The following is a 26276-nucleotide window of genomic DNA, read 5'->3' as shown; positions in this document are numbered from 1 at the left end:
TGCTAGGCGCGTTGTGGCGCCGTCATCTGCGCGTGCACCTGCGCCACGAGCCGCTCGACGGTCTCGGGAGCGATCCGGCCGCCGCTGTAGAGCGCCATCTGCTGGAGGGACATGCCGAACGCCGGCGCGAGCGTCTCCTCGTCGGCTCCCTGGAGCAGGCCACGGAGCAGGTCGCCGCCGACCGGGTGCTCGAGCCACTCGAGGACGGTGTTGTCGCCGGAGAGCGGAGCCGCTGTGCGGAGCGCGGCGGCACGCGCGGCCGCGCTGCGCGCCGCCGTCTCGGGGGCGACCGGGATCACCGACACCGAGCTGGTGAGAGCGCGGTCCGCGCCCGGGTGGTGAACGCCGCCGGTGAGCGTGACCGACGTGCGCAGGTGAATCTGCGCGGACGACCCGCCGATGAAGAGCTTGATCTTCCCGGGCTCGACGAGCCAGCCCTCCTCGGGATCCCACAGCGCGAACATGCTCGCGGGCACCGTCGCGGTGACCCGCACCGCGGCACCGGCCTCCAGCGACACCCGCCGGAAGGCGACCAGTTTGCGGCGGGGGCGCACGCTGCGTGCGATCACATCTTGGCCGTACACCTGGACGACCTCGTCGCCGGCGCGGTCCCCGACGTTCGCCACCGTGAACGACAGCTCGATCTCGCCGTCGGCCGGCACTTCCGGCCGGCTGATGTCGAGGTCACGGTAGGCGAAGGTCGTGTAGCTCAGCCCATGCCCGAACGGGAACGTGGCCCCCGCGCGTCCCTCGACGTAGGCGGGAGTCTGCGCCGCTCGCCAGTAGGGCAGGGGCGCGCTGCCGGCGAAGTCGAGGAAGGAGACGGGCAGCCGCCCGGCGGGGTTGACGTCGCCGAAGAGCACGGCGGCCACGGCACTGCCGGCCTCCTCCCCGCCGAACCAGCTCGTGACGATCGCGGGTACGGACTCGGTCATCCACCGCAGCGAGTAGGGGCGGCCGTGGCTGAGCACGACGACGGTCGGCGTGCCCGTGGCCGCGACCGCCTCGACCAGTTCTCGCTGCACGCCGGGCAGCTCGCACGTGGCGCTGTCCAGGCCCTCACCGACGGTGCCGAAGGCGTTGATGCCCGCCTGGTCTCCGACGACGACCACGGCGACCTGCGCGGACCTCGCCGCTTCGACGGCCGCGGGGATGCCCGAGCGGTCCTCGTCCTGGATGGGACAGCCGGGCTCGTACAGCACCGTCGCCCCGGGGGCCCGGTCGCGGATCCCGTCGAGGAAGGTGACCACCGGGACGGACTCCACCATCAGGCGGGCCCGGTCCGCTCCCGTCGAGCCGCCGAATTCGGCGGCCTCGTCCGCGCGGGCCGTCGGGTCCGCGGCGAGCGCGAACCGCTTGGCCATGCTGTCGAGCACCGGGTAGCTGTAGTTGCCGAGTTGCCCCAGCAGACGGTCGGCGTTCGGGCCGATCACCGCGATCGTGGCGATGCCCGGATCGAGCGGAAGGAGGGGACCGCCGTTGACGGGCTCGTTACGGAGCAGGACGACCGACCGCTCGGCGATCTCACGGGCCAGGCCGCGCGTCTGCGCGGAGTCGAGCGTCTCCGGCACCGCGTCCAGGTCGACGTAGGGCCGCTCGAACAGCCCCAGCTCGAACTTCGTCCGCAGGACCGTGCTCACCGCCAGGTCCAGGTCGGCCATCGGCAGGAGCCCGGACTCGACCGCCTCGATCAGATGGCCGGTCGCCGGCCGGGGGACGAGGTCCAGGTGCACCCCGGCGCGCACGGCCTGGGCGCTGGCGGCGGCGTCGCTGTGCGCGGTGCCGTGCTTGGTGCGGAGCTGGTTGACGGCGCCGAGGTCGGAGATGACCAGCCCGTCGAAGCCCAGCTCGTCGCGGAGCAGGCCGGTGAGGTGCGCGCGCGAACCGGTCACCGGAACGCCGTCGATGTCGGCGTACGCCGGCATGATGCCGCGTGCCCCGCCGTCGCGGATCACCATCTCGAACGGGACCGCATGCACCTCGCGCAGCTCACGCGGGCCGATCGAGACCGAGTCGGTGTTACGGCCGCCGGCGCCGGCGCTGTAGCCGAGGAAGTGCTTCACCGTGGCGACGAGCGGCGTCCCGGCATCGGCCTCCTGCATGCCGCGGACGAACGCGGTGGCCATCAAGCCGACGAGGTACGGCTCTTCTCCGTAGGTCTCCTCCACCCGCCCCCAGCGTGGATCCCGCGCCGTGTCGGCCAGCGGCGACAGCGCCTGCCGGACGCCGGTACGCGCCATCTGGGCCCCGATCGCGGTGCCCATCCGCTCGATCAGCTCCGGGTCCCAGGTGGCGGCCTGGGCGATCGCATCGGGGTACATGGTCGCGCCCTGGATCTTCAGCCCCACCAGAGCTTCCTCGGCGACGAGAACGGGAATGCCCAGCCGCGTGTCCTCGACGTGCTTGCGCTGCAGTTCGTTGACCGCCGCGGCACTCTCGCGCGGGGACCTTTCGAGGGTCGCCAGCGCCGCGACGACGGCCCCCCATCCGGTGGGCGGCGGGTCGTGGACGTCGATCGCCGGTGCGGTGGGCGCGGCGAGTTGCGCGGCCTTCTCCTCGAGGGTCATCCGGCCGAGCAGGTCCGCGACCCGGTCGGCGACCGGCAGCGAGGCGTCACGGTAGGGCGGTTCGGAATGCAAGATGAATGTCCTTTCAGCGCGTACGTGAGGTCGCGGCCAGCTCTTCCAGCCGTTCGACGGGCAGGTCCAGGCCGGAGATGGTGATGAACTGGCGCATGGTCATCGACCTGACCATCGCCATGTGCTCGTCGGAGATCGTCGCGTCCGCGAATCCGAGCGCTTCCAGGGTGGGCGCCGAGATGACGGGGTGTTCGAGCCAGGCGCCGATGGTGGAGTCGAGCGTGACCTGCCGGGCGACGATCTCACCGGCCAGTTCGACGCTCACCGTCACCTCGACCGTGTGCGCGTCCGGGCCGACCTGCACCTCGTACGTGCCCGGCGCGACGACCCACGCGCCGGCGTCGATGTCCCAGTACGCGAACGCCCGCCGGCCGAGCTCGAACCGGACGGTTTCTCTCTGCCCGGGGCTGAGATCGATCTTCGTGAACGCTCGTAGCTCCCGTACGGGGCGCCGCACCGGGCCGGCCGTGGTCGCCACGTACACCTGTACGACGTGCTTGCCCTCCCGCCCGCCGGTGTTCTCCACCTCGACCTCGACCGTGACGCTGTCCGGACCAGTGGCCCGTGCCGTCACCGAGCGGGTGACGAAGCTCGTGTACGACAGCCCGTGGCCGAACGGGTACCGGACCGGGGTGCCGAACGTGCTGAACTGCCGGTAGCCGACGTAGATCCCCTCGCCGTAGCGGACGTGGCCCTGTTCGCCCGGGAAGTTCAGCGAGCTGGCGTGGTCGTGCAGACGCACCGGAATCGTCTCCGCGAGGTGGCCCGAGGGGTTGCGCACGCCGAACAGCAGCTCGGCGATCGCGCGCCCGCCACCCTGCCCGAGGACGAAGGCCTCGAGCACGGCGTCGACGTCGTCGTGCCACGGCTCGAGCGAGACGACGCCGCCGTTGGACAGCACCACGACCGTCCGCGGGGCGACGCCGGCGGCGGCGCGGATCAGCTCGACCTGCTCGGCGGGCAGGTCGAGCGAGTCGCGATCGACGCCTTCGGACTCCCGGCGCTCGCTGAGCCCGGCGAAGACGACGGCGGCGTCGCACTGCCGGGCCGCCGCCACCGCTTCGGCGAGGAGCTCCGGGGAGCCGGACGCGTCCAGGCGATAGCCGGCGGCGTAGGCAACGGCCGATCCGTGTGCCGCGGCCACCGCCCGGATCTCCTCCACCGGGATATCGACCCGGTAGGCGTTCACGTGCGCGCTGCCCCCGCCCTGGATGCGCGGGCGCTCGGCCAGCTCTCCGAGCACGGCGATCCGGGCGCCGCCCGTCAAGGGCAGCGTGTCGTGCTCGTTGCGGAGCAGGACGGCGCATTCGGCCGCCAGCTCGCGGGCCAACGCATGGTGGGCGTCAAGGTCGGCCTCGGCCGTGCCTGCGGCGCGCCGGGCATCAAGCACGGCGATGCGGCGCACGCTCGCATCGACGACGGACGCGTCGAGGTCGCCGGCGCGGACGGCTCGGAGCACCTCGTGGTCGCGGCCCGCGTCACCCCCCGGCATGTCGAGGTCGAGGCCGGCTCGCAGTGCGGCGACGCGGTCGACGACGGCGTTCCAGTCGGAGACGACCGCACCCTTGAAACCCCACTCCTCGCGGAGCAGGTCCGTCAGCAGCCAGCGGTTCTCGCAGGCGAAGACGCCGTTGATCTTGTTGTAGGCCGCCATGACGGTGGCCGGTCCGGCTTCGCGCACCACGTGCTCGAACGCCGGCAGGTAGATCTCCCGCAGGGTGCGCGGATCGACGTCCGCGCTGATCGTCTGCCGGTTGGTCTCCTGGTTGTTGGCGGCGAAGTGCTTGACCGACACGCCGGGTCCCTGCGCCTGCAGGTGCCGGACGAACGCCGCTGCGAGCGCTCCGGACAGGTACGGGTCCTCCGAGTAGTACTCGAAGTTGCGTCCGCACAGCGGGGAGCGCTTGATGTTGACTCCGGGGCCGAGCACGAGGTGGACCCCTTGGGCGACCGCCTCCCGGCCGATGGCGGCGCCGACGCGCGCGGCGACGTCGACGTCCCAACTGGTTCCGACGGCGACCGCCGGAGGAAAGCAGGTGGCCGGGTCGCTGTCGTACATGGCCAGGTGGTCGTGCTCTCCGGACTGTTTGCGAAGTCCGTGGGGCCCGTCCGCCATGGTGACGCCGTCGATGCCTGCCTCCGGCAGGCTCTGGGTGGCCCAGAAGTCACGGCCGGACAGCAGGGTGACCTTCTTCTCCAGCGGGATGCCGTCGAGGGCAGCGGGGTGCTGCTCGTGTGTCACAGGTACTCCAGGAATCGAGAATCAGCGCACGCTGCGGATCTTTGCCGCGGTCACCACGGCACCGAGGCCGAGGACCGCGCCTGACAAGAACAGGCCGCCGTAGTTCCCGCCGCCGCCGAGCCGCAGGATCACGGAGGCGATCAGCGGGGCGAGGACGCCCGCCAGGGTGCCGGACAGGTAGTAGATGTTCATGTACTTGCCCGCCTTGTCCTTCTCGGGCATGACGTCCGAGGCGAGGGCGAGGTCGACCGAGTTGAACGCTCCGGTGCCGGCCGACAGCAGGATCCCGCCGACGGCGAAGAGCAGCATCGAGGGTGCGCTCGCGGCGACCGCGAGGCCGGCCACGATGAGCCCGGTCGCGAGGAAGATGAACGGCTTGCGCCGCTTGAACCGGTCGGAGAGTGTCCCGCCGGCGATGGAGGAGCCGACCAGCGCCAGCAGGCTGAGCCCGCCGACGGCCCCGAGCTGACGTCCCGCCTGCTCGGGGGTGAAGCCCAGACGATCTTGCAGGAGGTACAGCTGGTAGGTGCTGAAGAAGGTGGACCCGAACGACAGGCAGAATTTCCCGAGCCAGACCAGCGCGAAGTCCGAGTGCTTGAGCGGGTTGAACCAGATGTTCCTGAACACGTCGAGGATCGATCCGACCCGCACGTCCTCGGACGCCGGCCGGTCGGGGATCACCACCAGGTACAGCAGAGCCGCGATGCCGAGAACGGCCACCGGAGTCAGGAACAGCACAAAGATGTTTCCGGTCAGGAAGCTGCCGAGCAGCGTCGCCCCGACGCCGGCCACCGCGGCGGTCACTCCACCGAGCGCCCCTACCGTGCCGCGCTGCTCCGCCGGCACCTGTTCGGCGAGGAACGGGTTGATGGCGGTGCCGATCGCGGCGTTGGCCAGTCCCACGACGACATAGCCGGCCAGCATGAACGTGATCGCCGGGGCTACGGCGATGATCAGTGCGCCGAGAGCCGACAGCACGAGACCCGCCGCGAGGAAGGGCCGCCGGCGGCCCCATGCCAGCCGGGTGCCATCGCTCAGCACGCCCGCAGGCAGGCCCACGAGCAGGCTGATCAGCCCGCCGACGCCGAGGACGAAGCCCAGGCTCGCATCCTTGCCCGCCGGATCGATCAGTTGCACCTTGTAGGCGAGGCTGAACAGAGCGGGCAGCAGCAACGTCAGCTGGAAGCCGAACATCGTCAGCGCGTAGACCGCGATGGTCCAGACACCGACACGGGGCGGGTTCTCCGGGGGCGCGGCGCTTGCGATGAGCTCCTCGTGACCGGCGAGGACTGCCTCGGCGGCGGCTTGCGGCGGTTCGGCAGGAGGGGTGGGAGTGGTCACGATGCCTCCATGGGCGAACGGGGTGGGGCTAGGACGTCAGAGCGTTGGCCTGGGCGATCTGTCCGAGCCAGCGAAGGCTGGGCTTGGGCCGGCGTTCGAAGGTTTCCCGGTCCACGGCGATGAGGCCGAAGGTGGGTTCCCAGCGGCCCCATTCGAAGTTGTCGAGCAGGCTCCAGTGCAGGTATCCCCGCACGTCGGCGCCCTCGCTGATGGTTTCGTGCAGCGCCGTGAGCGCGCCTTGGGTGTAGGCGATGCGCCGGGAGTCGTCGGAGGTGGCGATGCCGTTCTCCGTGACGACGAGGGGGACGTCGCCGACGACGTCGCGGGTGTGCCGTACGGCGATGCCGAGCGCGTCGGGCCGGTAGGCCCAGCCCATGATGGTGTTGTCCGGGTGGTCGGGGTGCGGGACGACGCCGTTGTCGTCCACGAGCTGGCTGGTGTAGGACTGCACGCCGACGAAGTCGTCGCCGCGGGCAGGCTCGAGGTACATGTCCTCCCAGATGTGCCGCACCTCGGCGTGCTTGCTCTCACAGCCGGGGGCGGGCAGGAACGCCTGGTTGGCGACCGTCCAGCCGACCTTGGCGCCGGTCGCCGCGCGGACCAGTGGCGCGGCGGCGCGGTGGGCGGCGATGAGGGCCTGCCCGATCTCGGCGTCGGGCAGGGCGCCGACGAACTGGTACTCCTTGCCTTCCGCGAGGCGTCGCTGCTGGCCGTGGTTGACGGCGACGATGTTCGGCTCGTTGATCGTGCAGACCCACTCGACGCCGTCGAGGATGGTGCAGGCCTGCTCGACATAACGGCAGAACGCGTCAACGGCGCCGTCGCCGAGCCACGCCCCGCGCTCGCCGAACCAGATCGGATGGGTGAAATGGTGCAGCGTGACCACAGGGGTGAGACCCAGCCCGAGAGCCGTGTCGATCATGCGGCGGTAGTGGGCGAGTTCGGCTCGGGAGAACCTGCCGGGACTCGGCTCGATCCGGGACCACTCGATGCTGAACCGGTAGGCGTTGCAGCCCGCATCGGCCAGTAGGCGCATGTCTTCCTGGTAGCGGTGATAGCTGTCCGCCGCGTCCCCGCTGAACTGCACCCCGTGGTCCGCGGCGGCGTGCTCCAGTTGCCACCAGTCGTTGTTGAGGTTGTTGCCTTCGATCTGGTGAGCAGCGGTGGAGGCTCCCCACAAGAAGCCGTTCGGAAAGGATCGGGACATCGGATTCTCCGGGGTCGGTACTGATGAACGGCCGAGCGTCCGCGGCGGGTAGGCGGCGCGTTTCGCTGGGGGCGACCACTCCGGTCGCGGTGGCGAGTCAAGCGGCAACTTTCGCGTGCAAGCTTGCCGGTTACCGTAGCTTCCTCAACTTTCACGCACAAGTACTTGCGCGCGAAAGTTAGTCTGCCTACAGTGGGGGCCTCGTCCGCCCGGCAGGCGGAGGCGCGTGGGACGCGGGGCATGCGTCAGGGACGCCGAGCCGCGCCGGCCATGCGTGGCGACGCCCGCACCCACTCAGGGAGACTTCCGTTGAAACGCCTGCCCATGAGCGCCTTGCGCCGGGCCCCCGACATCGTTCTCGATGGCACGTGGGAGTTCCGTCTCCTGCCGGATGAGCAGGAGTGGAAGCGGGTCCAGGTGCCCGACCTGTGGACCATGAGGGAGAAGGCCGACCCGCCCCACTACCTCAACATCGCGATGCCGTTCGACGAGGTGCCCCCCGCCGTCCCGGAAGCCAACCCGACCGGTGTCTACCGGCGAACGGTGGATCTGACGCCATCTGCGGGACGCCGGATGATCCTGCACGTCGGTGCGGCCGAAGGTCACCTGAGCGTCACCGTCAACGGCCATGCCGTCGGGACCAGCACCGACTCACACCTGGCGGCCGAATTCGACATCACCGACGTCGTGACGGCGGGCTCCAACACGATCGAGCTCGAGGTGGCCAAATGGTCGGAGGCCACCTATCTGGAGGACCAGGACCACTGGTGGCAATCCGGCCTGTCCCGGACGGTGTTCCTGTACTCCGTGCCGCAGGTGCATGTGGCCGACGTCGCCGTCGTCGCGGACTACGAGGCGGAGCACGGAAGCCTACGCGTGACGGTGGCCACGGCCGGGCTGGACCATCTCCACGAGACCGACTGGTCGGCGCGCATTTCGGTGCTCGGCCGGACACAGACGCGCAGGATCACCCCGCGTGTTGTCGAACCGGCCTTCGCGCCGCCGTTGACCGATCGCACCAAGCGGCCCGAGCCGCTGGGCGTTGCCGACGGTGTCATGGATCTGCTCAGCTTGCGCGCGGCCGGCGCCCCCATACCCGCGGAACTGCGCCCGGTGGCTGAGCACGTGATGCCCTCCGGGAAGAAGGCGGGCACCGCGGTGTTCACCCTCGACGCGCTCGACGTGCGTCCGTGGACCGCGGAGACGCCGCATCTTGAGGAACTGCTGGTCGAGTTGATCTCTCCTGAGGGCGGGGTGGCGGATACGGCACGGCTGCGGATCGGCTTTCGCCGGGTGCGGATCGAGGGGCGTGATCTGCTGGTCAACGGCGAGCGTGTGCTCATCCAGGGTGTCAACCGCCACGATGTGGATCCGCGCACCGGCCGCGTCGTCTCCCGGGATCTGATGCTCGCGGAGCTGTCCCTGCTCAAGCGATTCAACGTCAACGCGATCCGCACCTCGCACTATCCCAACGACCCGGACTTCCTCGACCTGTGCGACGAGATCGGCTTCTACGTCATCGACGAAGCCGACATCGAGGGGCATGCCTTTACCGCCACGCTCGCCCACGACCCGCGCTACCTGCCCGAGTTCGTGGAGCGGGTCTCGCGGATGGTGCTGCGCGACCGCAACCATCCCTGCGTCATCGTCTGGTCGCTCGGCAACGAGACCGGTTACGGCCCCAACCACGACGCCGCCGCCGCATGGGTGCGCGGCACGGATCCGACCCGGCCGCTGCACTACGAAGGCGCCATCGCGCGCGACTGGCACGCCGGTCACGCGGCCACCGACCTGGTGTGCCCGATGTACCCCTCGTTCGAGGCGCTGGCGGCGTTCTCGGCCGACCCGAGGGCCGACCGGCCGGTCATCGTGTGCGAGTACGCCTACTCCCAAGGCAACTCGACCGGCGGCCTGGCCGAGTACTGGCGGCTGTTCGAGAGCCTGCCGGGCCTGCAGGGCGGCTTCATCTGGGAGTTCAAGGACCACGCGCTCGACCCCGACGGTGACGGCCGCTACCGCTACGGCGGCGACTTCGGCGACGAGCCCAACGACGGCATCACGCTCCTCAACGGAGTCGTCTTCCCCGACCTCACCCCCAAGCCGGCACTGTACGAGGCGCGCGGCCTGTTCAGCCCGATCCGCATCACCTCGAGCGCCGAGGAGGCCAGGGCCGGGACGCTGCGCATCCGCAACCGGCAGACCTTCGCCGGCCTCGACGCCTACGAGCTGCGATTCCAGGTGGAGACCGAGGCCGGGCCGGCGGGCGCGGTCACGCTCGCCGCACCACCCGCGACCCCGGGCGCCGAGACCGCGATCGAGTTGCCGGATACGATCCGCGCCCTGCTCGGCACCGCCCTGGCCCTCACCGTGACCGTGCACACGAGGCAGGACGCCGTGTGGGCGCCGGCGGGAACGGAAATCTCCGCCCATCAGGTCACCATGCCCCGCCCGCTGCCGCACCTTCCCCGCGGCACCGGCACCAGCCCCGCCGAAGTGCGTCACCCGCTGCTGCGCCGGGCGCCGCAGCTGTCGCTCTGGCGGGCCCTCACCGACAACGACCAGTCGTTCGCCCTGGACAACCGGTTCCTCCGCAGCGGCTTCTTCCACCTCACCCCCATCGACGTCCGCGCCGACGGGGCCACGACGACCATCCGCTACCGCGCCGCCTTCGGGGACGAAGTCGTGCACACCCGCACCGTCACCGTGCTGGAGGAGGGCGACTACCTCCTGGACGAGCACGTGACGCTGCCCGGCACCGGCGCCGACGGGCTGCGGGTGGGCATGGAGTTCGAGCTCGCCGACGGCTTCGACCAGGCCCGCTGGGTCGGGCTGGGGCCCTGGGAGAACTACCCCGACCGGCGCGCCTCGGCCCTGCTCGCCGCCTGGGAGAGCCCGATCGACGAGCTCGCCGTGCCCTACCTGAAGCCGCAGGAGAACGGCACCCGCGGGGAGGTCACGGAACTGCGGCTGTCCGGCCCCGCCGGAACCGTGCGGACCCTGCACGCGACACCCCTGCACATGAACGTGAGCCGGCACTCGGTCAGCGAGCTGGAGACAGCCGGCCACTGGTGGGAACTGCGGCCGAGCGCCAAAACCATCGTCCACCTCGACATCGCCCACCGCGGTGTCGGCACCGGGATGCTGGGCCCCGACACCCGGCCCGCGCACCGGCTGTCAGAGCCTGAATACCGCTGGCAGTGGCGCCTGACGCTCTCAGCGGCCGGCCGAGACGACGCCGAGCCCTCACCTCCGGCCTACGTGAGATCATGAGAAAGACTTACGCGTGCAAGCCCTGCCCTCCTCAGAGGTGAAGCTCCCGTGACGCAACGCAAAAGGCGAGTCACCGCAACCGACGTGGCCCGCTCGCTGGGATTGTCCCGCGCCACTGTGGGCTACGTGCTGAACAACACCCCCGGGCAGAGCATCCCCGCCGCCACCCGCGAGCGGGTCATGGCCGAGGCCGCTCGCCTGGGCTACCGGCCGCACCGGGCAGCCCAGGCCCTCGCCAGCGGACGCAGCATGATCATCCTGCTGGTGCTGCCCGACTGGCCGATGGAACACAGCCTGCGCCTGACCCTGGAGACCGCCTCGCACGTCCTCGACGAGGCCGGCTACGCCCTGGTGACCTACACCCGCCACGAAGGAGGTCAAGCCCGGCCCCTGTGGGAGTTGCTCAACCCGGACGTCGTCATCGCCTGGACGGCCATCAGCGCCGCCGAGCGCACCTCCATGCAGGCCAGCGGCATCACCAAGATCCTGCCGGTGCTGCAGCAGGAGCAGGCCGTACTGTCCTCACCCACGCTCACCGCAGGCACGCACCTGCAGATCGCGCACCTGTACGAGCAAGGTCACCGGCGGCTCGCCTTCGCCACCAGCGTCAACGAGCGCTTCTCCCTGCTGGCCCGAGGACGGGCGGCAGCGGCACGCGAGGAAGCCGACCGGCTCGGCGCCGAACTGCTCGACCTGCGACCCGTCGATCACCGCGACGGCAGCGTCGTCCGAGCCGTACGGGAATGGCATGCGCAGGGCATCACCGCCGTCGCCGCCTTCAACGACGACATCGCCGCGATGACCGTGGCCGCCGCGCAGCGGGCGGGGCTGTCCGTCCCCGGCGATCTGGCGGTCATCGGTCACGACGACACGCCCATGGCCGGCATGCTCTACCCGTCCCTGTCCAGCGTCAGCATCGACAACGTCGGCCAGGGGCACTACCTCGCCGACCAGGCCCTGCACGCGGCCGAGGATCGCCCCCTGCCCGAAGCGCCGCCAGACCTGCACGCCGCCATCGTGGTCCGCGAATCCACCCGGCGGTAATCCGCACCCCTCGTCCCCTCGGGGACGACAGAGCGGCCTCGCGACAGAGGCCGCCCAGGAGCCACATCATGACGACAACACCCATCATCGCCGGGTTCCACCCCGACCCGACCATCTGCCGTGCGGGAGACACCTACTACATCGCCAACTCCAGCTTCGAGTACGCGCCGGGAGTGCCGATCCACCGCAGCACCGACCTGGTGGCCTGGACGTTGGTGACCAACGCGCTGCGACGTCCCGGCCAGTTGACCGTCAGCGCCGCCCCGGCGAGCACAGGAATCTACGCACCGACGCTTCGCCACCACGAAGGAAAGTTCTGGCTGGTCACCACGAACGTGGTGGAGATCCACCGCGGCCAGCTGATCGCCTCGGCCGACGACCCGGCTGGGCCCTGGTCGGAGCCGGTCCATGTGGACGGCGCTATCGGGATCGACCCGGACCTCGCCTGGGACGAGAACGGCACATGCCACCTCACCTGGGCGTCATCCGGACCCGAGCTGACCGGCATCACCAGCGCGCCGATCGACCCCGCGACGGGCACGATGCTCGCTCCGCCGAGGGTGCTCTGGACCGGCACCGGGCTGGCCTATCCGGAGGGCCCCCACCTCTACCGACGTGACGGCTGGTGGTACCTCATGCTCGCGGAAGGCGGCACGGAACGGGGGCACGCGGTCACCATCGCACGTTCCCGCTCTCTGCATGAGCCCTTCGAGGGGGCGCCCGCCAATCCGATCCTCACCCATCGCAGCACGAGTCACCGCGTGCAGAACACCGGCCATGCCGACCTCGTCCAACTGGCCGACGGATCCTGGGCGATGGTGTATCTCGGGGTACGTCCCCGTGGCCAGAGCCCGATGTTCCATGTCAACGGCCGCGAGACGTTCATCGCGGGCGTGGAGTGGATCGACGGCTGGCCGGTGGTCGATGAGGAACGCTTCACGCCCGATCCGCCGGACCACTCGTTCGTCGATCGGTTCGACTCGCCTGACCTCGACCCGCGCTGGGTGTCGCCCAACGTGTTCCCGCACACGTTCGCCAGGTGGCAGGCGCCCGGCCGCCTGGTGCTGACAGCACCTGCCGAAGGCGAGCCGCGGCCGGTGCTGGCGGCACGAGCACGCGATCTCGAGTGGACCGCGGAGGCCCGGCTCGACACCTCCCGGGGCAGCGGGCGCCTGCTCGTCGGCATCGACGGTGCCCACTGGTACGGGCTGACGGCCGACGCCGGGACGGTGGAGGCCACGCTCGTCATCGGACCTGCGAGCACGACCGTCGCGCGGGTGCCGGTTCCCCCGGGCGACGGCGTGAGGCTGCGCATCTCGGTCCGGGAGCCCGCGGCGGCCGGCCTCATGCCGCCGCGGGAGCCCGACATCGTGGAGCTGGCGGTCCTGGCCGCTGACGGGACGCCGCAGGTCCTCGGCGCTTTCGACGGACGCTACCTGTCAACGGAAGTGGCCGGCGGCTTCACCGGTCGCACGTTCGGTGTCGAGCCGGTCGCCGGCGAGGTCGTGCTCCACCAGGTCTCCTACCGCGCCCACACCTGACGGGCGGCTCGCGCCCCAGCGCGTCGGCCCCGCGACCGCCCCCATCACCCCCGCACCCTGTCTTTCACACCTGTCCGCTGAGGAGCTTGCCTCATGTCGTTCGTCACAGCGCCGTTCCCCGCCGAAGCGCCCTACTTCCGGCGCGAGTTCACCTCCGGCGGGCCGCCGGACCACGCCCGGCTCCAGGTGACCGCCCTGGGCATCGTCGAGCCGTACCTCAACGGCACCCGCGTGGGCGATGAAGTGCTGGCGCCCGGCTGGACCTCCTACCGGCACCGGCTCCAGGTCAGCACCTATGACGTCACCCCGCTGATCCGCTCGGGCGCCAACGCCCTGGGTGCGATCGTCGGCGCGGGCTGGGCCGCCGGCCGCCTCGGCTACGAGGGCAAGAGCCAGCACTACACGCAGCGGCCCGCCCTGTACATGCGGCTGGAACTCACCTACGGCGAGCACACGGTCATCGTCACCACCGACGGGCAGTGGACGGCCGGCACCGGCGCGGTGCTGGCCGCGAGCCTGTATGACGGCGAGGACTACGACGCACGCCGTGAACCGGACGGCTGGAACCTGCCCGGGTTCACCGGCGCCTGGTCGCCGGTGGAACTCCTCGACTGGGACCTCGGCGCGCTCGTCCCCACGGTCGCCACCCCGATCCGCCGGGTCGAAGAGCTGACCCCGGTGGAGACGTCCGTCAAGGACGGCAGGACGATCGTCGACTTCGGCCAGAACATCTCCGGCTGGATCCGGCTGACCACCACCGGTGAGGCGGGGCAGAGCGTGACGATCCGCCACGCGGAGCTCCTGCGAGCCGGTGCCCTCGACACCGAAACCCTGCGCACGGCCAGAGCCACCGATCGCTACACCCTGCGCGGCGGCGGCCAGGAGGTCTGGGAGCCGCGCTTCACCTTCCACGGCTTCCGCTACGCCGAGATCGACGGCCCGTTCGACGAGGTCAAAGCCGTGGTGGTGCACAGCGACATGCGCCGGACCGGCTGGCTCGACACCTCCCACGACCTGCTCAACCGCCTGCACGCGAACGCCGTCTGGTCGATGCGGGGCAACTTCGTCGGCGTGCCGACCGACTGCCCGCAACGCGACGAACGGCTCGGCTGGACCGGCGACCTCAACGCCTTCGCCCCCACCGCGGCCTTCCTGTACGACGTTCGCGACGTTCTCGCCTCCTGGCTGGAAGACCTCGCCGCCGAGCAGCGGGAGAAGGGCTACGTGCCCTGGGTGGTGCCGGACGTGCTGTCCACCCCCTCGTCACCCACCGCCCTGTGGAGCGACGTGGCGGTCAGCCTGCCCTGGGTCCTGTACCAGGAGTACGGCGACGAGGAGATCCTGCGGCGCTGCTACGACTCCATGGCCGCCTTCATCCGCGACGTCGAGACCAGGCTCGACGACAAGGGGCTGTGGAGCAGCGGCTTCCAGTTCGGCGACTGGCTCGACCCCGACGCGCCCCCGGAGAACGCCGGCGGCGGCAAGACCGACCGGCATCTGGTGGCCGCCGCCTACCTGGCCAAGACCACACGCGAGATGGCCGACACCGCCCGGATCCTGGGCACCGCCGATGCCGCACACTTCGCGTCGCTGGCCGAAAGGACGCGGGAGGCCTTCCGCGCCGAATACGTCACCAAGAACGGCCGTGTCGCCGGTGAGACCGCCACCGCCTACGCGCTGGCCATCTGTTTCGATCTGCTCGACCCCGCCCAGGAAGCGCACGCCGGCACCCGCCTGGCCCAGCTGGTCGCCGAGGCCGGATTCAAGATCTCCACCGGCTTCGCCGGGACCCCGCTGATCCTGCCCGCCCTCAGCCGGACCGGTCACCTGGAGGAGGCGTACCTCATGCTCCTGGAGACCGGCTGCCCCTCCTTCCTGTATCCGGTCACCATGGGCGCGACCACGATCTGGGAGCGCTGGGACGCCGTCCGCCCCGACGGCAGCCTCAACTCCACCGGCATGACCTCGCTCAACCACTACGCCCTCGGCGCGGTCTGCGACTGGCTGCACAAGACCGTCGGCGGGCTGACCCCGCTCGAACCCGGCTACCGGCGCATGCGCATCGCCCCCCAGCCCGGCGGCGGTCTCACCCACACCACCCTCACCCACACGACTCCCCACGGCGAGGTCCGCATCGGCTGGCGCGTCACCGACCGGTTCACCCTCGACGTGAGGGTTCCCGACGGCACCGATGCCCTGGTCGAACTGCCCGACGGCCAGACCGCCGAGATCACCGGCGGCAGCCACTCCTTCGGCTGCGAACTGCCCGGCCGCGACGGCCCCCGCGAGCCGTACACCATGGACACCCCCTTGCAGACGCTCGCCGGCGACCTGGCGGTGTGGCGGGCGCTGACGGAGGTGTTCGCCAAGCACTTCCCCGGCATCCCCCTCGACGGCACCGCCCCCGAGGCGGCCGCATATTCGCTCAACCAGATCGTCGGCTTCGTCCCCGGTGATTCCGAAGAGCTGCGGAACGACCTGGAGACCGTGCTGGAAGGTTCGCGGTGAGTTCCCAATCAGTGGAACACCCGCGTCCGCTGTCGCCGGCCGGCCGGTGTACTGGCCTTCGCCGGGACTCGCCCCTTGTCAGGAGGAACCATGGCTCTACAAGGCCAGCGCTTCGCGTTCACCAAGATCCTCGTCGGCGACGTCGAAGCCGAGGTGGGCTTCTACTCGGCGGTCCTGGGCCTGGTCACCAGGCACCGGCTGCCCGCCGGAGAAGGTGAGGAGGTGATCCTGTGCGCCGAGGGCCACGAGGAGCCTTCCCTCGTCCTGCTCCACCGCCCGCACCAGGCACGCCCCGAGCCCGGTGAGGCCGTGCTCGGCTTCGTCGTCGACGACGTCGAGCAGGTGGTGCGGGCGGCGGAAGGAGCCGGGGGAGTCGTGCGGGTCGCGCCCAGGGTCGTGCCGCAGGCCGGCGTGACCGTCGCGCAGGTGGAAGACCCCGATGGGCACCTGGTGGAACTGCTGCAGCGCCAATGACCGGCCGGTGCGGCGACGAACAGGGCCGAGCGTCCAAGAACGCAGAGGAGAGGGAAGAGATGATGTTCGATCTGTCGGGCCGCACCGCGTTGGTGACCGGAGCCGGTCAGAACGCCGGTGCGGGCATCGCCCGCGCGCTGGCCGCGCAGGGCGCCGCCGTGGCGGTCAACGACCTGGTGCCGGAGCGCGCCGAAGCGGTGAGCAAGGAGATCACCTCCGCGGGCGGGCGCGCCGTGCCCGTCGTCTTCGACGTCACCGATCTGGAGGCGGTGCGGGACGGCGTCGGACGGGCCCGCGCGGAGTTCGGCCGTCATCTCGACATCCTGGTCCACAACGCGGGCATCCCCGCCGACTTCGGGCAGGGACCGTTCCGCACGCTGGCGCCGGACCGGTGGCGGGCGCCGGTGGAGATCAACCTGTACGGGGCGATGAACTGCGTGTCGGCGGTCGCCGACGACATGTGCGAGGCGGGCTGGGGACGGATCGTGCAGATCTCCTCCGGAGCGGCGCGCACCGGCTCGGCGGCGGGCATCTCGCTGTACGGGGCGGCCAAGAGCGGGGTGGAGGGCTTCATCCGGCACCTGTCCCAGGAGTTCGCCCCGTTCGGCGTGACCGCCAACTCCCTCGCGCTCGGGCTGCAGAGCAACGCCGCCGGAGACAGCACGGAGGAGTTCGCGCGGCGCATCCCGACCCGCAGGCTCGGCACTCCGGAGGACGTCGGAGCGGCCGTCGTCTATCTCGCCTCGCCGGAGGCGTCCTGGATGACCGGCCAGACTCTCAACCTCAACGGCGGCAGCGTCACGAGCTGAGCCCCGCGGCGCGTGCGGGGCGGCTCAACCCCTACGGTGGAGGGGATCGTGAGGAGTGCCATGCCGTCCAGGAAGACTTCACCCACCGCCGCACCCACCGCCGCACCTGCCGCCGGCCAGGTGGTGGCCCGGGTGGTCGACGAGATCACGCAGATGATCGTGTCGGGGGAGTTGCTGCCCGGCCAGCAGATCCGGCAGGAGCACATGGCGGCCGCCCTCGGGGTCAGCCGGCTGCCGGTGCGCGAGGCACTGCGCCAGCTCGCCGCGGACGGCCTGGTGGTCCATGAGCAACACGTCGGTTTCGCCGTGACCCGGCTGAGCCGATCGGAGTTCGACCAGGTGTATCTCATGCGCAGGCTGCTGGAGACGGAGGTGATCCGCAGCCTGCCCCGGCCCGGCACTGACGAGCTCGACCACATCGCGGCCCTGGCCGAGGAGGTCGAGCGCGCCGCCGCCGAGACGGACCTGCCGCGCATGCGCGTCCTCAACACCCGGTTCCACTTCGCGATCTTCGACTTGAGCGAGCTGAACCTCGTCGTGGGCCAGATCAAGCGCGTCTGGACGTGGGCGCTGCCCTATCACGCGGTCTACCTCCACGACGAGGCGGGACGGGCGCGGATCCTGGCCGAGCACCGGGAGATGGTCGCCGCGCTCGGTGCCGGCGACGTGGAGCGGCTGGTGGAGCTGATGGACACGCATCGCGCGGGATCGGCGGACCAGCTGAGCCTGATGCTGGCCCCAGGCGTGCCACGCTGACCGTCCGCTCAACGGAACATCGTCCCCTTGGGCGGGCTCCGGCCCCATAGCGTGAACCGGACCGAAGGAGGAGTCCGGTTGACGACGAGCATCCATCTTCCCCCGCACCGCCTCGGTGAAGCCGCCCGACGGCTTCGCGACGACGTCCGGAGCTTTCTGGACGGCGAGCTGGCGGCAGGCACCTTCGTCCCGCGCTGCGACGCGTGGATGTCGGTGGCCGATCCCGCCTTCAGCCGCCGGCTGGGCGCGCGCGGCTGGATCGGCATGACGCTGCCGAGCGCCTACGGCGGCCATGACCGCTCCCCGCTGGAGCGGTTCGTGGTGACCGAGGAGCTGCTGGCCGCGGGCGCGCCCGTCGCCGCGCACTGGATCGCCGACCGGCAGATGGCGCCGTCCATCCTGCGGCACGGCAGCCCGGCGCAGCGCGAGCGCTACTTGCCGGCGATCGCCCGCGGCGAGTGCTCTTTCGCCATCGGGATGAGCGAGCCCGACGCCGGCTCCGACCTGGCGTCCGTACGCACCCGCGCCCGGCAGGTCGACGGCGGCTGGGAGATCACCGGCACGAAGGTGTGGACGACCGGGGCGCACTTCGCCCACGCGATCGTCGTCCTGGCCCGCACGGACGGCTCGCCGGCGGACCGGCACGCGGGGCTGTCGCAGTTCATCGTGGACCTGCCGGCACCGGGCGTCGAGATCCGGCCGATCCGCACGATCGACGGGGAGCACCACGTCAACGAGGTCATCTTCGAGGCGGCCGTCGTCGCCGAGGACAGCCTGCTGGGCGAGCGCGGTGCGGGCTGGCGGCAGGTCACCGCCGAGCTGGCGCACGAACGGTCCGGGCCGGAACGCTACATGAGCACGGTGCCGCTCCTGCGAGCGTGGGCGGAGCACGTGCGGCAGCAGGGCGACGCGTCCGCCGAGCGGGAGCTGGGCGGGCTGACGGCACGCGCCTGGACCCTGCGGCAGATGTCGCTGTCGGTGGCGGCGGCCCTGGCCGAGGGGCGGCCGCCGGAGATCGCCGCCGCGCTGGTGAAGGATCTCGGATCCCGCTTCGAAGCCGACGTGGTGGAGACCGTGCGGAGGCTGGCGGGCATCGAGCCCCGCAAGAACGGGCCGGGCCTGGACGGGCTGCTCGCCGAGGCGATCCTGCACTCCCCGGCGTTCACCCTGCGCGGCGGAAGCAACGAGATCCTGCGCTCGGTCGTGGCGCGCGGACTGGGGGTCCGATGAACGACGATCCGCGCGCGGAGATCCGCGCCACGGTGACCGCCATCGTGGACCGGCGGGGCGAGGACCGTACCGGCAGGGCGTGGAAGGAACTGAGCGAGGGCGGCTTCCACCTCATCGGTGTTCCGGAGGAGGCCGGCGGCAGCGGGGGCGGTCTCGGCGAGCTGTCGGTGGTGGTGGATGTCGCGGCCTTCCACGCCGTGCCTGTGCCGGTGGCGGAGACCGCTTTCCTCGCCGGTTGGCTGCTGGCCCGCGCCGGGCTGTCCGTGCCCGCGGGCATGACCGTCGCCTCGCTCGACGAGGCTATCGGGCACCGGCAGGACGGTGTGCTGCGGCTGTCGGGGCGCCTGCGCGTGCCGTGGGCCCGGCACGCCGGCCACGTCGTCACGATGGTGCGCTGCGCGGAGGAGAACCTGGTCGCCGTCATCCCCGGCGATGCCGGGGTTGACCTGGTGACGGCGGAGAACCTGGCGGGCGAGCCGCGCGACCTGCTGGTCCTGGACGGAGTGGCGGCAGCCGCGTCCGCCGCCGCGCCGCCCGGCCTGGACGCCGCCGCGCTGCTGAGGCGGGGCGCGCTGGCCAGGTCCGTCCAGCTCGCGGCGGCGGCCCGCGCGGTGCTGGTCTCGGCCCGCCGCCACGTCACCGAACGCGAGCAGTTCGGCCGCCCGCTGGCCCGCTTCCAGGCGGTGCAGCAGCACCTGGCGGCGCTGGCCGCGCAGGTCACCGCGATGCAGGTGAGCGCGCAGGCCGCCGTGGCCGCGGTCGAGCACGGGGACGCGGACGCCGCCGTGGCCGTCGCCGCGGCGAAGGCGACGACCTCGGCCGGCGCGCGGCAGGTCGCCGCTATCGGCCATCAGCTGCACGGCGCGCTCGGCTACTCCAGCGAGCACCACCTCGGGGCGGTGACCACGCGGTTGTGGGCCTGGCGCGAGGAGTTCGGCAACGAGAGCCACTGGCACGACCACCTGGCCGCCGCCCTCCACGACCGCGCCTGGTGGCCGCTGCTGACCGGGGACGCCGGATGAGCGGTGCCGCCCGCGGCGTGCGGGTGCTCGACCTCAGCCGGGTCCTGGCCGGGCCGCTGTGCGCGCAGATGCTCGCCGACCATGGCGCGGACGTGGTCAAGGTGGAGGCGCCCGCCGGCGACGAGACCCGCCGGTGGGGCCCGCCGTTCGTCGACGAGGCCGAGACGACCAGCGCCTACTACCAGGGCCTCAACCGCAACAAGGCCAACGTCGTGCTCGATCTGCGCACGCCGCCGGGCCGTGAGGTGCTGCACGATCTCATCGCCCGGGCGGACGTGGTCGTGGAGAACTTCAAGCCGGGCACGATGGAGGGATGGGGGCTGGGGTACGAGTCCCGGCTCGCGCGGGAGTTCCCCCGGCTGGTCTACTGCCGCATCACCGGTTACGGCGTGGACGGCCCGCTCGGCGGCCTGCCCGGCTACGACGCCGTGCTGCAGGCCTACGGCGGGCTGATGAGCCTGAACGGCGAACGCGACGGCGACCCGCTGCGCGTGGGGGTGCCCATCGTGGACCTCACCGCCGCGCATCAGGCGTTCGCGGGCGTGCTGCTGGCGTTGCTGGAACGCGCCGGCAGCGGGCGGGGCCAGCTCGTGGACGTGACGCTGTTCGACGCGGTCCTGTCGATCCTCCACCCGCACTCCGCCACCTACCTGCAGTCCGGTGCGGTGCCCGAGCGGACCGGGGCCGCGCACCCGACCGTGGCGCCCTACCAGGTGTTCCGGACGAAGGGGCAGGGCCGCCTGTTCGTCGCCGCCGCCAGCGACGCCCAGTTCGCCGCGCTCACCGAGGTGCTCGGACGCCCGCACCTGGCCGGCGATCCGCGCTTCCGGCGCAACAAGGACCGGGTGAGCCGGCGGGCGGAGCTGCTGGCGGAACTGGAGCCGCTCTTCCTGCGCCGCGATGCCGGCGACCTCGCCGGAGAGCTGGCGGCGCGCGGCGTGCCGGCGAGCCCGGTGCACGACATCGACGGCGCGCTGTCCGCGCCGCACACCCGCCATCGCGCCATGGTCGTCCAGGACGGGGCGTACCGCGGGATCGGGGTGCCGATCAAGCTGAGCCGGTCGGCGGCGGCGCCGCCGCGTGCCCCCGCGGCGGCAGGGGCCGACACCCGCCGCGTCCTGACCGGGCTGGGCTACAGCCCGGAGCGGATCTCGGCGCTCCGCCGTTCGGGGGCCTTCGGGCCGCACTCACCCTGACGAGGCCCGGACGGCGGCGACCGTGCGGACGCCGTCGAGCACCATGCGGAAGGCCTCCCGCAGCAGATCGGCGACGTCCTGGCCGGAGTCGGAGGTGATCCACCGCATGAAGACGTGCCGGGTGGCCTGCACCACGAGGTAGGCGGGCAGCGAGCGTTCCAGCGGGCGCTCGCCCCACCCGAGACGCTTGCCGAGGAACTCCGCCACGGCCTCGGACAGCTCCTCGTCGACCTCCATCCAGCGCAGCCGGTACTGCGGGCTGGCCGCCATCACCGCCAGGAAGCGGCGCTCGGAAGGACCGACGGTCTCCTCCTCGAGCGCCGACATCCACACCCCGACCAGCACCTCGATGAGATCCCCTTCGCAGGGCGCCTCCCGCAGAGCCCTGATGACCAGCCGCGAGCTGTGGCGGAACAGCGGCCGGACGACGTCCTCCTTCACCGGGAAGTGGCGGTAGAACGTGCGGGTGGCGATGCCCGCCGCCTCGGCGATGCGCTCGACCGTCGCCGAGGTGTCGCCGTCGGAGACGAAGATCTCGGCCGCCTTGCGAGCGATCGTCATGCGCAGTTCTTCGGTACGCCGCTCCGTCAAGCTCTGCCGGATGGGCTTGGTCATGGGCAACACCTCACAGCCTCCCAGTCTCCCAGAGGCTCGGCACCATCCCGATCCACATTTCGTATGCGGAAACTGGATCCAATGTGTTTACACCGCTGCAACCGGGTCGTAAGCTCACGAGGTGTCAGTTTGTGCCATGCAGGCACAATGTGCAACCGGCGATGCGGCCGGGGAGGCGGAGCATGACCACGGCACAGAGCCCTGGCTCACCCATCACCATGATCGACAGGGTGGCGTCCCTGCTGCAGGTCTTCGACGGTCACCCTCGCCTCACCCTGGCGCAGATCGCGCGGCAGGCCGACCTGCCGCGTTCCTCGGCGCACCGGATCCTGCAACGGCTGGTGGAGCTCGGCTGGGTGGAACGGCAGGGCTACCAATACCGCCTGGGCCTGCGCATGTTCGAGCTGGGCAGCAAGGTCGTCCAGCGCGAGCGCCTGCACCAGGCGTGCCTTCCGTTCATGTACGCCCTGCACCGCTCCACCGGCTTGACGGTGCACCTCAGCACGCTGATGTCGGGCGAGGTCCTGCATCTGGAGCGCATCGGCGACTGGCCGGAAAGAGGGGAGACCTGGCGTCCCGGAGGCCGCCAGCCCGCCGTGCACTCGGCCGCGGGCCGCGCCATCCTCGCGCACCTCACCGAAGCCGACTGGCCGGACCTCACCTTCCCCCCTCCGGCCACCGTGTACGGCGTCCGCACCCGCACCCAGCTGCGACGCGACCTGGAACGCGTGCGCGACCGCGGCGGCGTCGCCGTCGACGTCCAGGGCTGCACCGCGGGCATCATCGCGGTGGCGGCCTCCATCGGCCCCTCCGGCGGCAGCCTGCGCGCGGCCCTGTCGCTGTGCGGGCCCGCCGAGACGATGCCGGTCCAGGAAGCCGGCGACGCCGTGCGCATCGCCGCCATGGACGTCTGGTACGCCGCCTCCGGCCTGACCCGCCGCACCGCGCGGGTCCCGGCGATCACCCGCGCCTGCTGAAACCCCCCATGCGAAGGAACCACTGACCCATGACGCTGATATCCCCGGACCAGCCCACCTACGTCCTGGCACCGGTGACCGACATCGATCGCCAGGCCCTCGACGCGGCCATCGACGTCGCCGAGCCGGGCGCCCTGCTGATGGCGCTGGTCCACCACAGCGGGGACACCGCTCTCCTCGACGAGTTCAGGGCCAGACTGGAGCAGGAGCGAAGCCGCACCCAGGCGATCATGGGGGAGTACCCCGCGACGGTCGCGGCCGAGGTGCGCGAGCGCGCCCGGCACCTGCTCGCAGGACCGCTGATCCCCCGGATCGCCGTACCGGACGACGCGCTGTTCCGCCGGATGGCCGAGCTGTGCGTGGCCGACACCGTCGGCGAGGAGTACGTCCCCCACCTGCGCGAGCAGGGCGGCTTCGAGCCCGCCCGCCGGGTCGTTCCGGCCACCCGCAAGCCGCCGGCCGGCTTCACCGTCGCGATCATCGGCTGCGGCATGATCGGCCTGAACGCCGCGATCGAACTCGGTCGGGCGGGCTTCCGCTACCAGGTGTTCGAAGAACGCGACGACCTCGGCGGAACGTGGTCGCGCAACACCTATCCGGGCGCGGCCGTCGACACGCCGAGCCACTTCTACTCCTACTCCTTCGAGCTCAACCCGGGCTGGTCGAAGTACTACCCGACAGGACCGGAGTACCTGCAGTACCTGCACCACGTGGCCGGTAAGTACGGCCTCCACCCGCACATCACCTTCTCGGCCAAGGTGCTCGGCTGCCGCTGGCAGGAGGACGACCAGATCTGGGAGATCACCGTCCGGCACAAGGACGGCTCGGTGCGCACGCACCACGCCAACGCCGTGGTCACCGCGACAGGCGTGCTCAACGCGGCGGCCATCCCCGACATCGACGGCATCGACACCTTCGACGGTGAGACGATGCACACCGCCGAGTGGCGCCATGACGTGGACCTCAGCGGAAAACGGGTGGTCGTCCTGGGCACCGGCTGCACGTCGGTCCAGGTGGTGGCCGCGATCGCCGAGCAGGTGAAGTCCCTGGACGTCGTGATGCGCCAGCCGCACTGGGTCATCCCCGAGCGCAAGGTCGCCGCCGACGTGCCCGAGGGCATGAGATGGGCGCTGGAGCACATCCCCTATTTCCACCAGTGGTTCCGCGTCAAGACCTACTGGTGGGCCGCCGACAAGGGCTATTCCATCCCGCGCATCGACGAGGAGTGGTACGCCACGCACGTCTCCTCGTCCCCGGCCAACGACATGGTGATGCGGGTCTGCCTGGACTACCTCGACCGGTCCTTCGCCGACCGTCCCGATCTGAAGGAGATGCTGACGCCGGACTTCCCGCCGTTCGCCAAGCGGATCGTCAAGGACCCCGGCTTCTTCGAAGCCGTCAAGCGCGACAACGTGTCGCTGCACCGCGGCTCGTTGCGGCGGATCCGCCCGGACGGCGTGGTGACGACGGAGGGCGAGTTCATCCCCGCCGACGTCATCATCTGGGCCACCGGCTTCAGGCTCGAATACCTCGGCTTCCTCGACGTCGTCGGCCGCGGCGGCATCAGGCTGGCCGAGGAATGGGCCGAGGAGAACCCGAGGGCGTACCTCGGCATCACCGTGCCGGGCTTTCCCAACTTCTTCGTCACGGCGGGCCCGAACGCCGCGCCCAACCACGGCGGCGGCCACAACGTCACCAGCGAGGAGCACGTCCACTACGTCGTGGAGAGCCTGCAGTACCTCGTCGAGCACGGCCACACCGCGATGGAGCCGACGCGGGAGGCGACCGAGGACTACAACCGGCGCGTCGATGAGGAGCTGGACAAGACCGTCTGGAAACACGGCGGCACGGCGAACGGGTACTACCGCAACAAGGCAGGACGCGCCTGGGTGGCCTGCCCGTGGCGGCTGGTCGACTACTGGGCCATGCTGCGCGCGCCGGAGCCGCGCGACTACGTGTTCACCGGCTGATCACCACCCCCGGGGGTGCGGGCGGCCCGCATCCCCGGCGCGGTCATTCCCCGCGGAACACCGGTGGCCGGCGCTCCAGGCTCGCCGCGATGCCCTCGGCGCAGTCCGCGGTCGCCCACAGCCGCGCCTGCTCGGCCAGCTCGTGCTCCAGCGCCTCGGCGACCCGGCGCGCCAGACCGGCCCGCAACGTCGAGCGGATCGACCGCACCGCCAGCGGGGCAGCCGACGCCAGCTCGCGGGCCCAGGCCAGCGCCTGCTCGCGCGGCCGGCCGGGCTCGGCCAGCCGATCGGCCAGACCGATGCGATGGGCCTCCTGGCCGCGCACCGGCCGGCCGCTCAGCAGCATGTCGGCCGCCGCCTGCCGGCCGACGATCTCCGGCAGCGTCACGCTCAGCCCGAACCCCTGATGAAAGCCCAGCATCGCGAAGTTCGCGACGAACCGGGTGTGCTCATCGGCGACCCGGAAGTCGGCCGCGCAGGCCAGCCCCAGCCCTCCGCCCACGGCGGCGCCCTGGACCGCGGCGATGATCGGGGTCCGGATCTCGAACAACGGCGCCGCCCGCCGGTACAGGCGCCGCGCCACGGCCACCCGGTCGCCGTCGAAGGCGCCGCCCGTCCCGAAGTCGGCGCCGGCGCAGAAGTGCCTGCCCTCGGAGGCCAGGACGAGCACCCGGCAGTCCGCGCTGCCGTCCAGTTCGCGGGCGGCGTCCACGAGCAGCCCGATGAGCTGCTCGTCGAAGTAGTTGGCGGGCGGCCGGCGCAGCTCCAGGAGCCCGACCCCGTTCTCCACCGTGACCGACAGGTCCTCGCTGTCTGCTCGCACGAGCGGCCTCCGCAACGTCGGGGACGAGTACGCCTCTCACCCTGCCCGACACCGGTCGCCGCTTCCGCCGAAGCGTCCGCTCAGTGGACGTCCGCCCTCAAGACGACCGGGATCAAGAGGACAGTACCTCTCCATGACCTCCGACATCGCCAACCTCCTGCACGCGTTCGCCCGCCTGGCCGACGAAGGAACCCCGCACGACCTCGGCGCCCTGCTCACCGACGACGTCGAGTGGGCGATGGCCGGCGCGCGCTGGCGCGGACGCGAGCAGACCGTCGCCGGGCTGACCCGGATGCGCGAGCTCGGGCACGCCGGCCCCGGCTCGGGCAACCGGCACGTGATCACCAACCTGGAGGTGCACACCACCGGCGACCGCGCCACGGCGCTGTCGTCCTTCCTGCTCGTGTCCGCCGGCCCGCCCGCGGCGATCGTCGCCATCGGCTCCTACCGCGACGAGCTCACCCGCGGCGGGGACGGCCGCTGGCTGCTGGCACGCCGCGAGGTGACGACCTGAGACGCACAAGCCGTCCACTCACCGGAACACCGTCCAGCAACGGCGTCGCCTCCGCCCTAGCGTCGGGTCACCAGCCCGCAAGCGACGCCGCTCACCGC

At 71.4% G+C, this 26276-nt stretch carries 19 protein-coding genes; 13 read left to right on the top strand and 6 right to left on the bottom strand.

Annotated features, from left to right (window positions below; genetic code table 11):
- Positions 1 to 2: 2 nt before the first annotated feature.
- From HCN51_RS37495 to HCN51_RS37480, 4 genes are read right to left on the bottom strand one after another with little or no spacing between them, the layout of a single operon-like run.
- Positions 3 to 2639 carry a glycoside hydrolase family 3 N-terminal domain-containing protein gene (locus HCN51_RS37495; RefSeq protein ID WP_206068341.1) on the bottom strand — a complete coding sequence of 879 codons (2637 nt, stop codon included), beginning with the start codon at positions 2637 to 2639 and terminating at the stop codon, positions 3 to 5.
- A gap of 13 nt (positions 2640 to 2652) precedes the next feature.
- Complete coding sequence (locus tag HCN51_RS37490) at positions 2653 to 4881, bottom strand: glycoside hydrolase family 3 C-terminal domain-containing protein (RefSeq protein ID WP_206068340.1); 2229 nt, start codon at positions 4879 to 4881, stop codon at positions 2653 to 2655.
- Positions 4882 to 4902: 21 nt separating this feature from the next.
- Positions 4903 to 6222, bottom strand: a complete 1320-nt coding sequence (locus HCN51_RS37485; protein ID WP_206068339.1) for an MFS transporter — start codon at positions 6220 to 6222, stop codon at positions 4903 to 4905.
- A gap of 28 nt (positions 6223 to 6250) precedes the next feature.
- Positions 6251 to 7429, bottom strand: a complete 1179-nt coding sequence (locus HCN51_RS37480; RefSeq protein WP_168016460.1) for a glycoside hydrolase family 1 protein — start codon at positions 7427 to 7429, stop codon at positions 6251 to 6253.
- A gap of 324 nt (positions 7430 to 7753) precedes the next feature.
- Between HCN51_RS37480 and HCN51_RS37475 the strand changes: the two genes are divergently transcribed.
- The 10 genes from HCN51_RS37475 (at position 7754) to HCN51_RS37430 (ending at position 21279) form a co-directional block, all read left to right on the top strand.
- Positions 7754 to 10699: a glycoside hydrolase family 2 TIM barrel-domain containing protein gene (locus HCN51_RS37475; RefSeq protein WP_206068338.1), complete on the top strand. Its 2946-nt coding sequence runs from the start codon at positions 7754 to 7756 to the stop codon at positions 10697 to 10699.
- A gap of 48 nt (positions 10700 to 10747) precedes the next feature.
- Positions 10748 to 11743 carry a substrate-binding domain-containing protein gene (locus tag HCN51_RS62580; protein ID WP_168016458.1) on the top strand — a complete coding sequence of 332 codons (996 nt, stop codon included), beginning with the start codon at positions 10748 to 10750 and terminating at the stop codon, positions 11741 to 11743.
- Between the two features lie 68 nt (positions 11744 to 11811).
- Positions 11812 to 13284: a glycoside hydrolase family 43 protein gene (locus HCN51_RS37465; protein WP_168016456.1), complete on the top strand. Its 1473-nt coding sequence runs from the start codon at positions 11812 to 11814 to the stop codon at positions 13282 to 13284.
- 93 nt (positions 13285 to 13377) lie between these two features.
- On the top strand, positions 13378 to 15792 hold the full coding sequence (locus tag HCN51_RS37460; RefSeq protein ID WP_168016454.1) for an alpha-L-rhamnosidase: 2415 nt from the start codon (positions 13378 to 13380) through the stop codon (positions 15790 to 15792).
- Positions 15793 to 15882: 90 nt separating this feature from the next.
- Complete coding sequence (locus tag HCN51_RS37455; protein ID WP_168016452.1) at positions 15883 to 16266, top strand: VOC family protein; 384 nt, start codon at positions 15883 to 15885, stop codon at positions 16264 to 16266.
- Between the two features lie 59 nt (positions 16267 to 16325).
- Positions 16326 to 17075 carry an SDR family NAD(P)-dependent oxidoreductase gene (locus HCN51_RS37450; RefSeq protein WP_206068337.1) on the top strand — a complete coding sequence of 250 codons (750 nt, stop codon included), beginning with the start codon at positions 16326 to 16328 and terminating at the stop codon, positions 17073 to 17075.
- Positions 17076 to 17135: 60 nt separating this feature from the next.
- Positions 17136 to 17831, top strand: a complete 696-nt coding sequence (locus HCN51_RS37445) for a GntR family transcriptional regulator (RefSeq protein WP_168016449.1) — start codon at positions 17136 to 17138, stop codon at positions 17829 to 17831.
- A gap of 78 nt (positions 17832 to 17909) precedes the next feature.
- Complete coding sequence (locus HCN51_RS37440; protein WP_168016448.1) at positions 17910 to 19061, top strand: acyl-CoA dehydrogenase family protein; 1152 nt, start codon at positions 17910 to 17912, stop codon at positions 19059 to 19061.
- Positions 19058 to 20083 (top strand): acyl-CoA dehydrogenase family protein, encoded by a 1026-nt coding sequence (locus HCN51_RS37435; protein ID WP_168016446.1) that lies wholly within the window; start codon positions 19058 to 19060, stop codon positions 20081 to 20083. Before HCN51_RS37440 ends, HCN51_RS37435 begins: the two co-directional genes overlap by 4 nt.
- On the top strand, positions 20080 to 21279 hold the full coding sequence (locus tag HCN51_RS37430) for a CaiB/BaiF CoA transferase family protein (RefSeq protein WP_168016444.1): 1200 nt from the start codon (positions 20080 to 20082) through the stop codon (positions 21277 to 21279). The genes HCN51_RS37435 and HCN51_RS37430 overlap by 4 nt, the downstream gene beginning before the upstream one ends.
- Here the strand turns inward: HCN51_RS37430 and HCN51_RS37425 are convergent.
- The gene (locus HCN51_RS37425) at positions 21271 to 21894 is read right to left on the bottom strand and encodes a TetR/AcrR family transcriptional regulator (RefSeq protein ID WP_168016442.1); all 624 of its coding nucleotides are present in this window, start codon (positions 21892 to 21894) and stop codon (positions 21271 to 21273) included. The genes HCN51_RS37430 and HCN51_RS37425 overlap by 9 nt on opposite strands.
- Before the next feature lie 182 nt (positions 21895 to 22076).
- Between HCN51_RS37425 and HCN51_RS37420 the strand changes: the two genes are divergently transcribed.
- Both HCN51_RS37420 and HCN51_RS37415 read left to right on the top strand, forming a co-directional pair.
- Positions 22077 to 22871 carry an IclR family transcriptional regulator gene (locus HCN51_RS37420; RefSeq protein WP_168016440.1) on the top strand — a complete coding sequence of 265 codons (795 nt, stop codon included), beginning with the start codon at positions 22077 to 22079 and terminating at the stop codon, positions 22869 to 22871.
- 29 nt (positions 22872 to 22900) lie between these two features.
- Positions 22901 to 24841: a flavin-containing monooxygenase gene (locus tag HCN51_RS37415; protein ID WP_168016438.1), complete on the top strand. Its 1941-nt coding sequence runs from the start codon at positions 22901 to 22903 to the stop codon at positions 24839 to 24841.
- Positions 24842 to 24884: 43 nt separating this feature from the next.
- On the opposite strand, the gene HCN51_RS37410 is transcribed toward HCN51_RS37415, so the two are convergent.
- Positions 24885 to 25664: an enoyl-CoA hydratase-related protein gene (locus HCN51_RS37410; protein ID WP_168016437.1), complete on the bottom strand. Its 780-nt coding sequence runs from the start codon at positions 25662 to 25664 to the stop codon at positions 24885 to 24887.
- 133 nt (positions 25665 to 25797) lie between these two features.
- Between HCN51_RS37410 and HCN51_RS37405 the strand changes: the two genes are divergently transcribed.
- Complete coding sequence (locus HCN51_RS37405; protein WP_168016435.1) at positions 25798 to 26178, top strand: nuclear transport factor 2 family protein; 381 nt, start codon at positions 25798 to 25800, stop codon at positions 26176 to 26178.
- Positions 26179 to 26276 lie beyond the last annotated feature (98 nt).

This window comes from Nonomuraea composti, from assembly GCF_012034275.1.
Lineage (GTDB): Bacteria > Actinomycetota > Actinomycetes > Streptosporangiales > Streptosporangiaceae > Nonomuraea > Nonomuraea composti.
The sequence above is the reverse complement of the archived record's forward strand: the minus strand, read 5'-3'. Positions and strand labels throughout refer to the sequence as shown.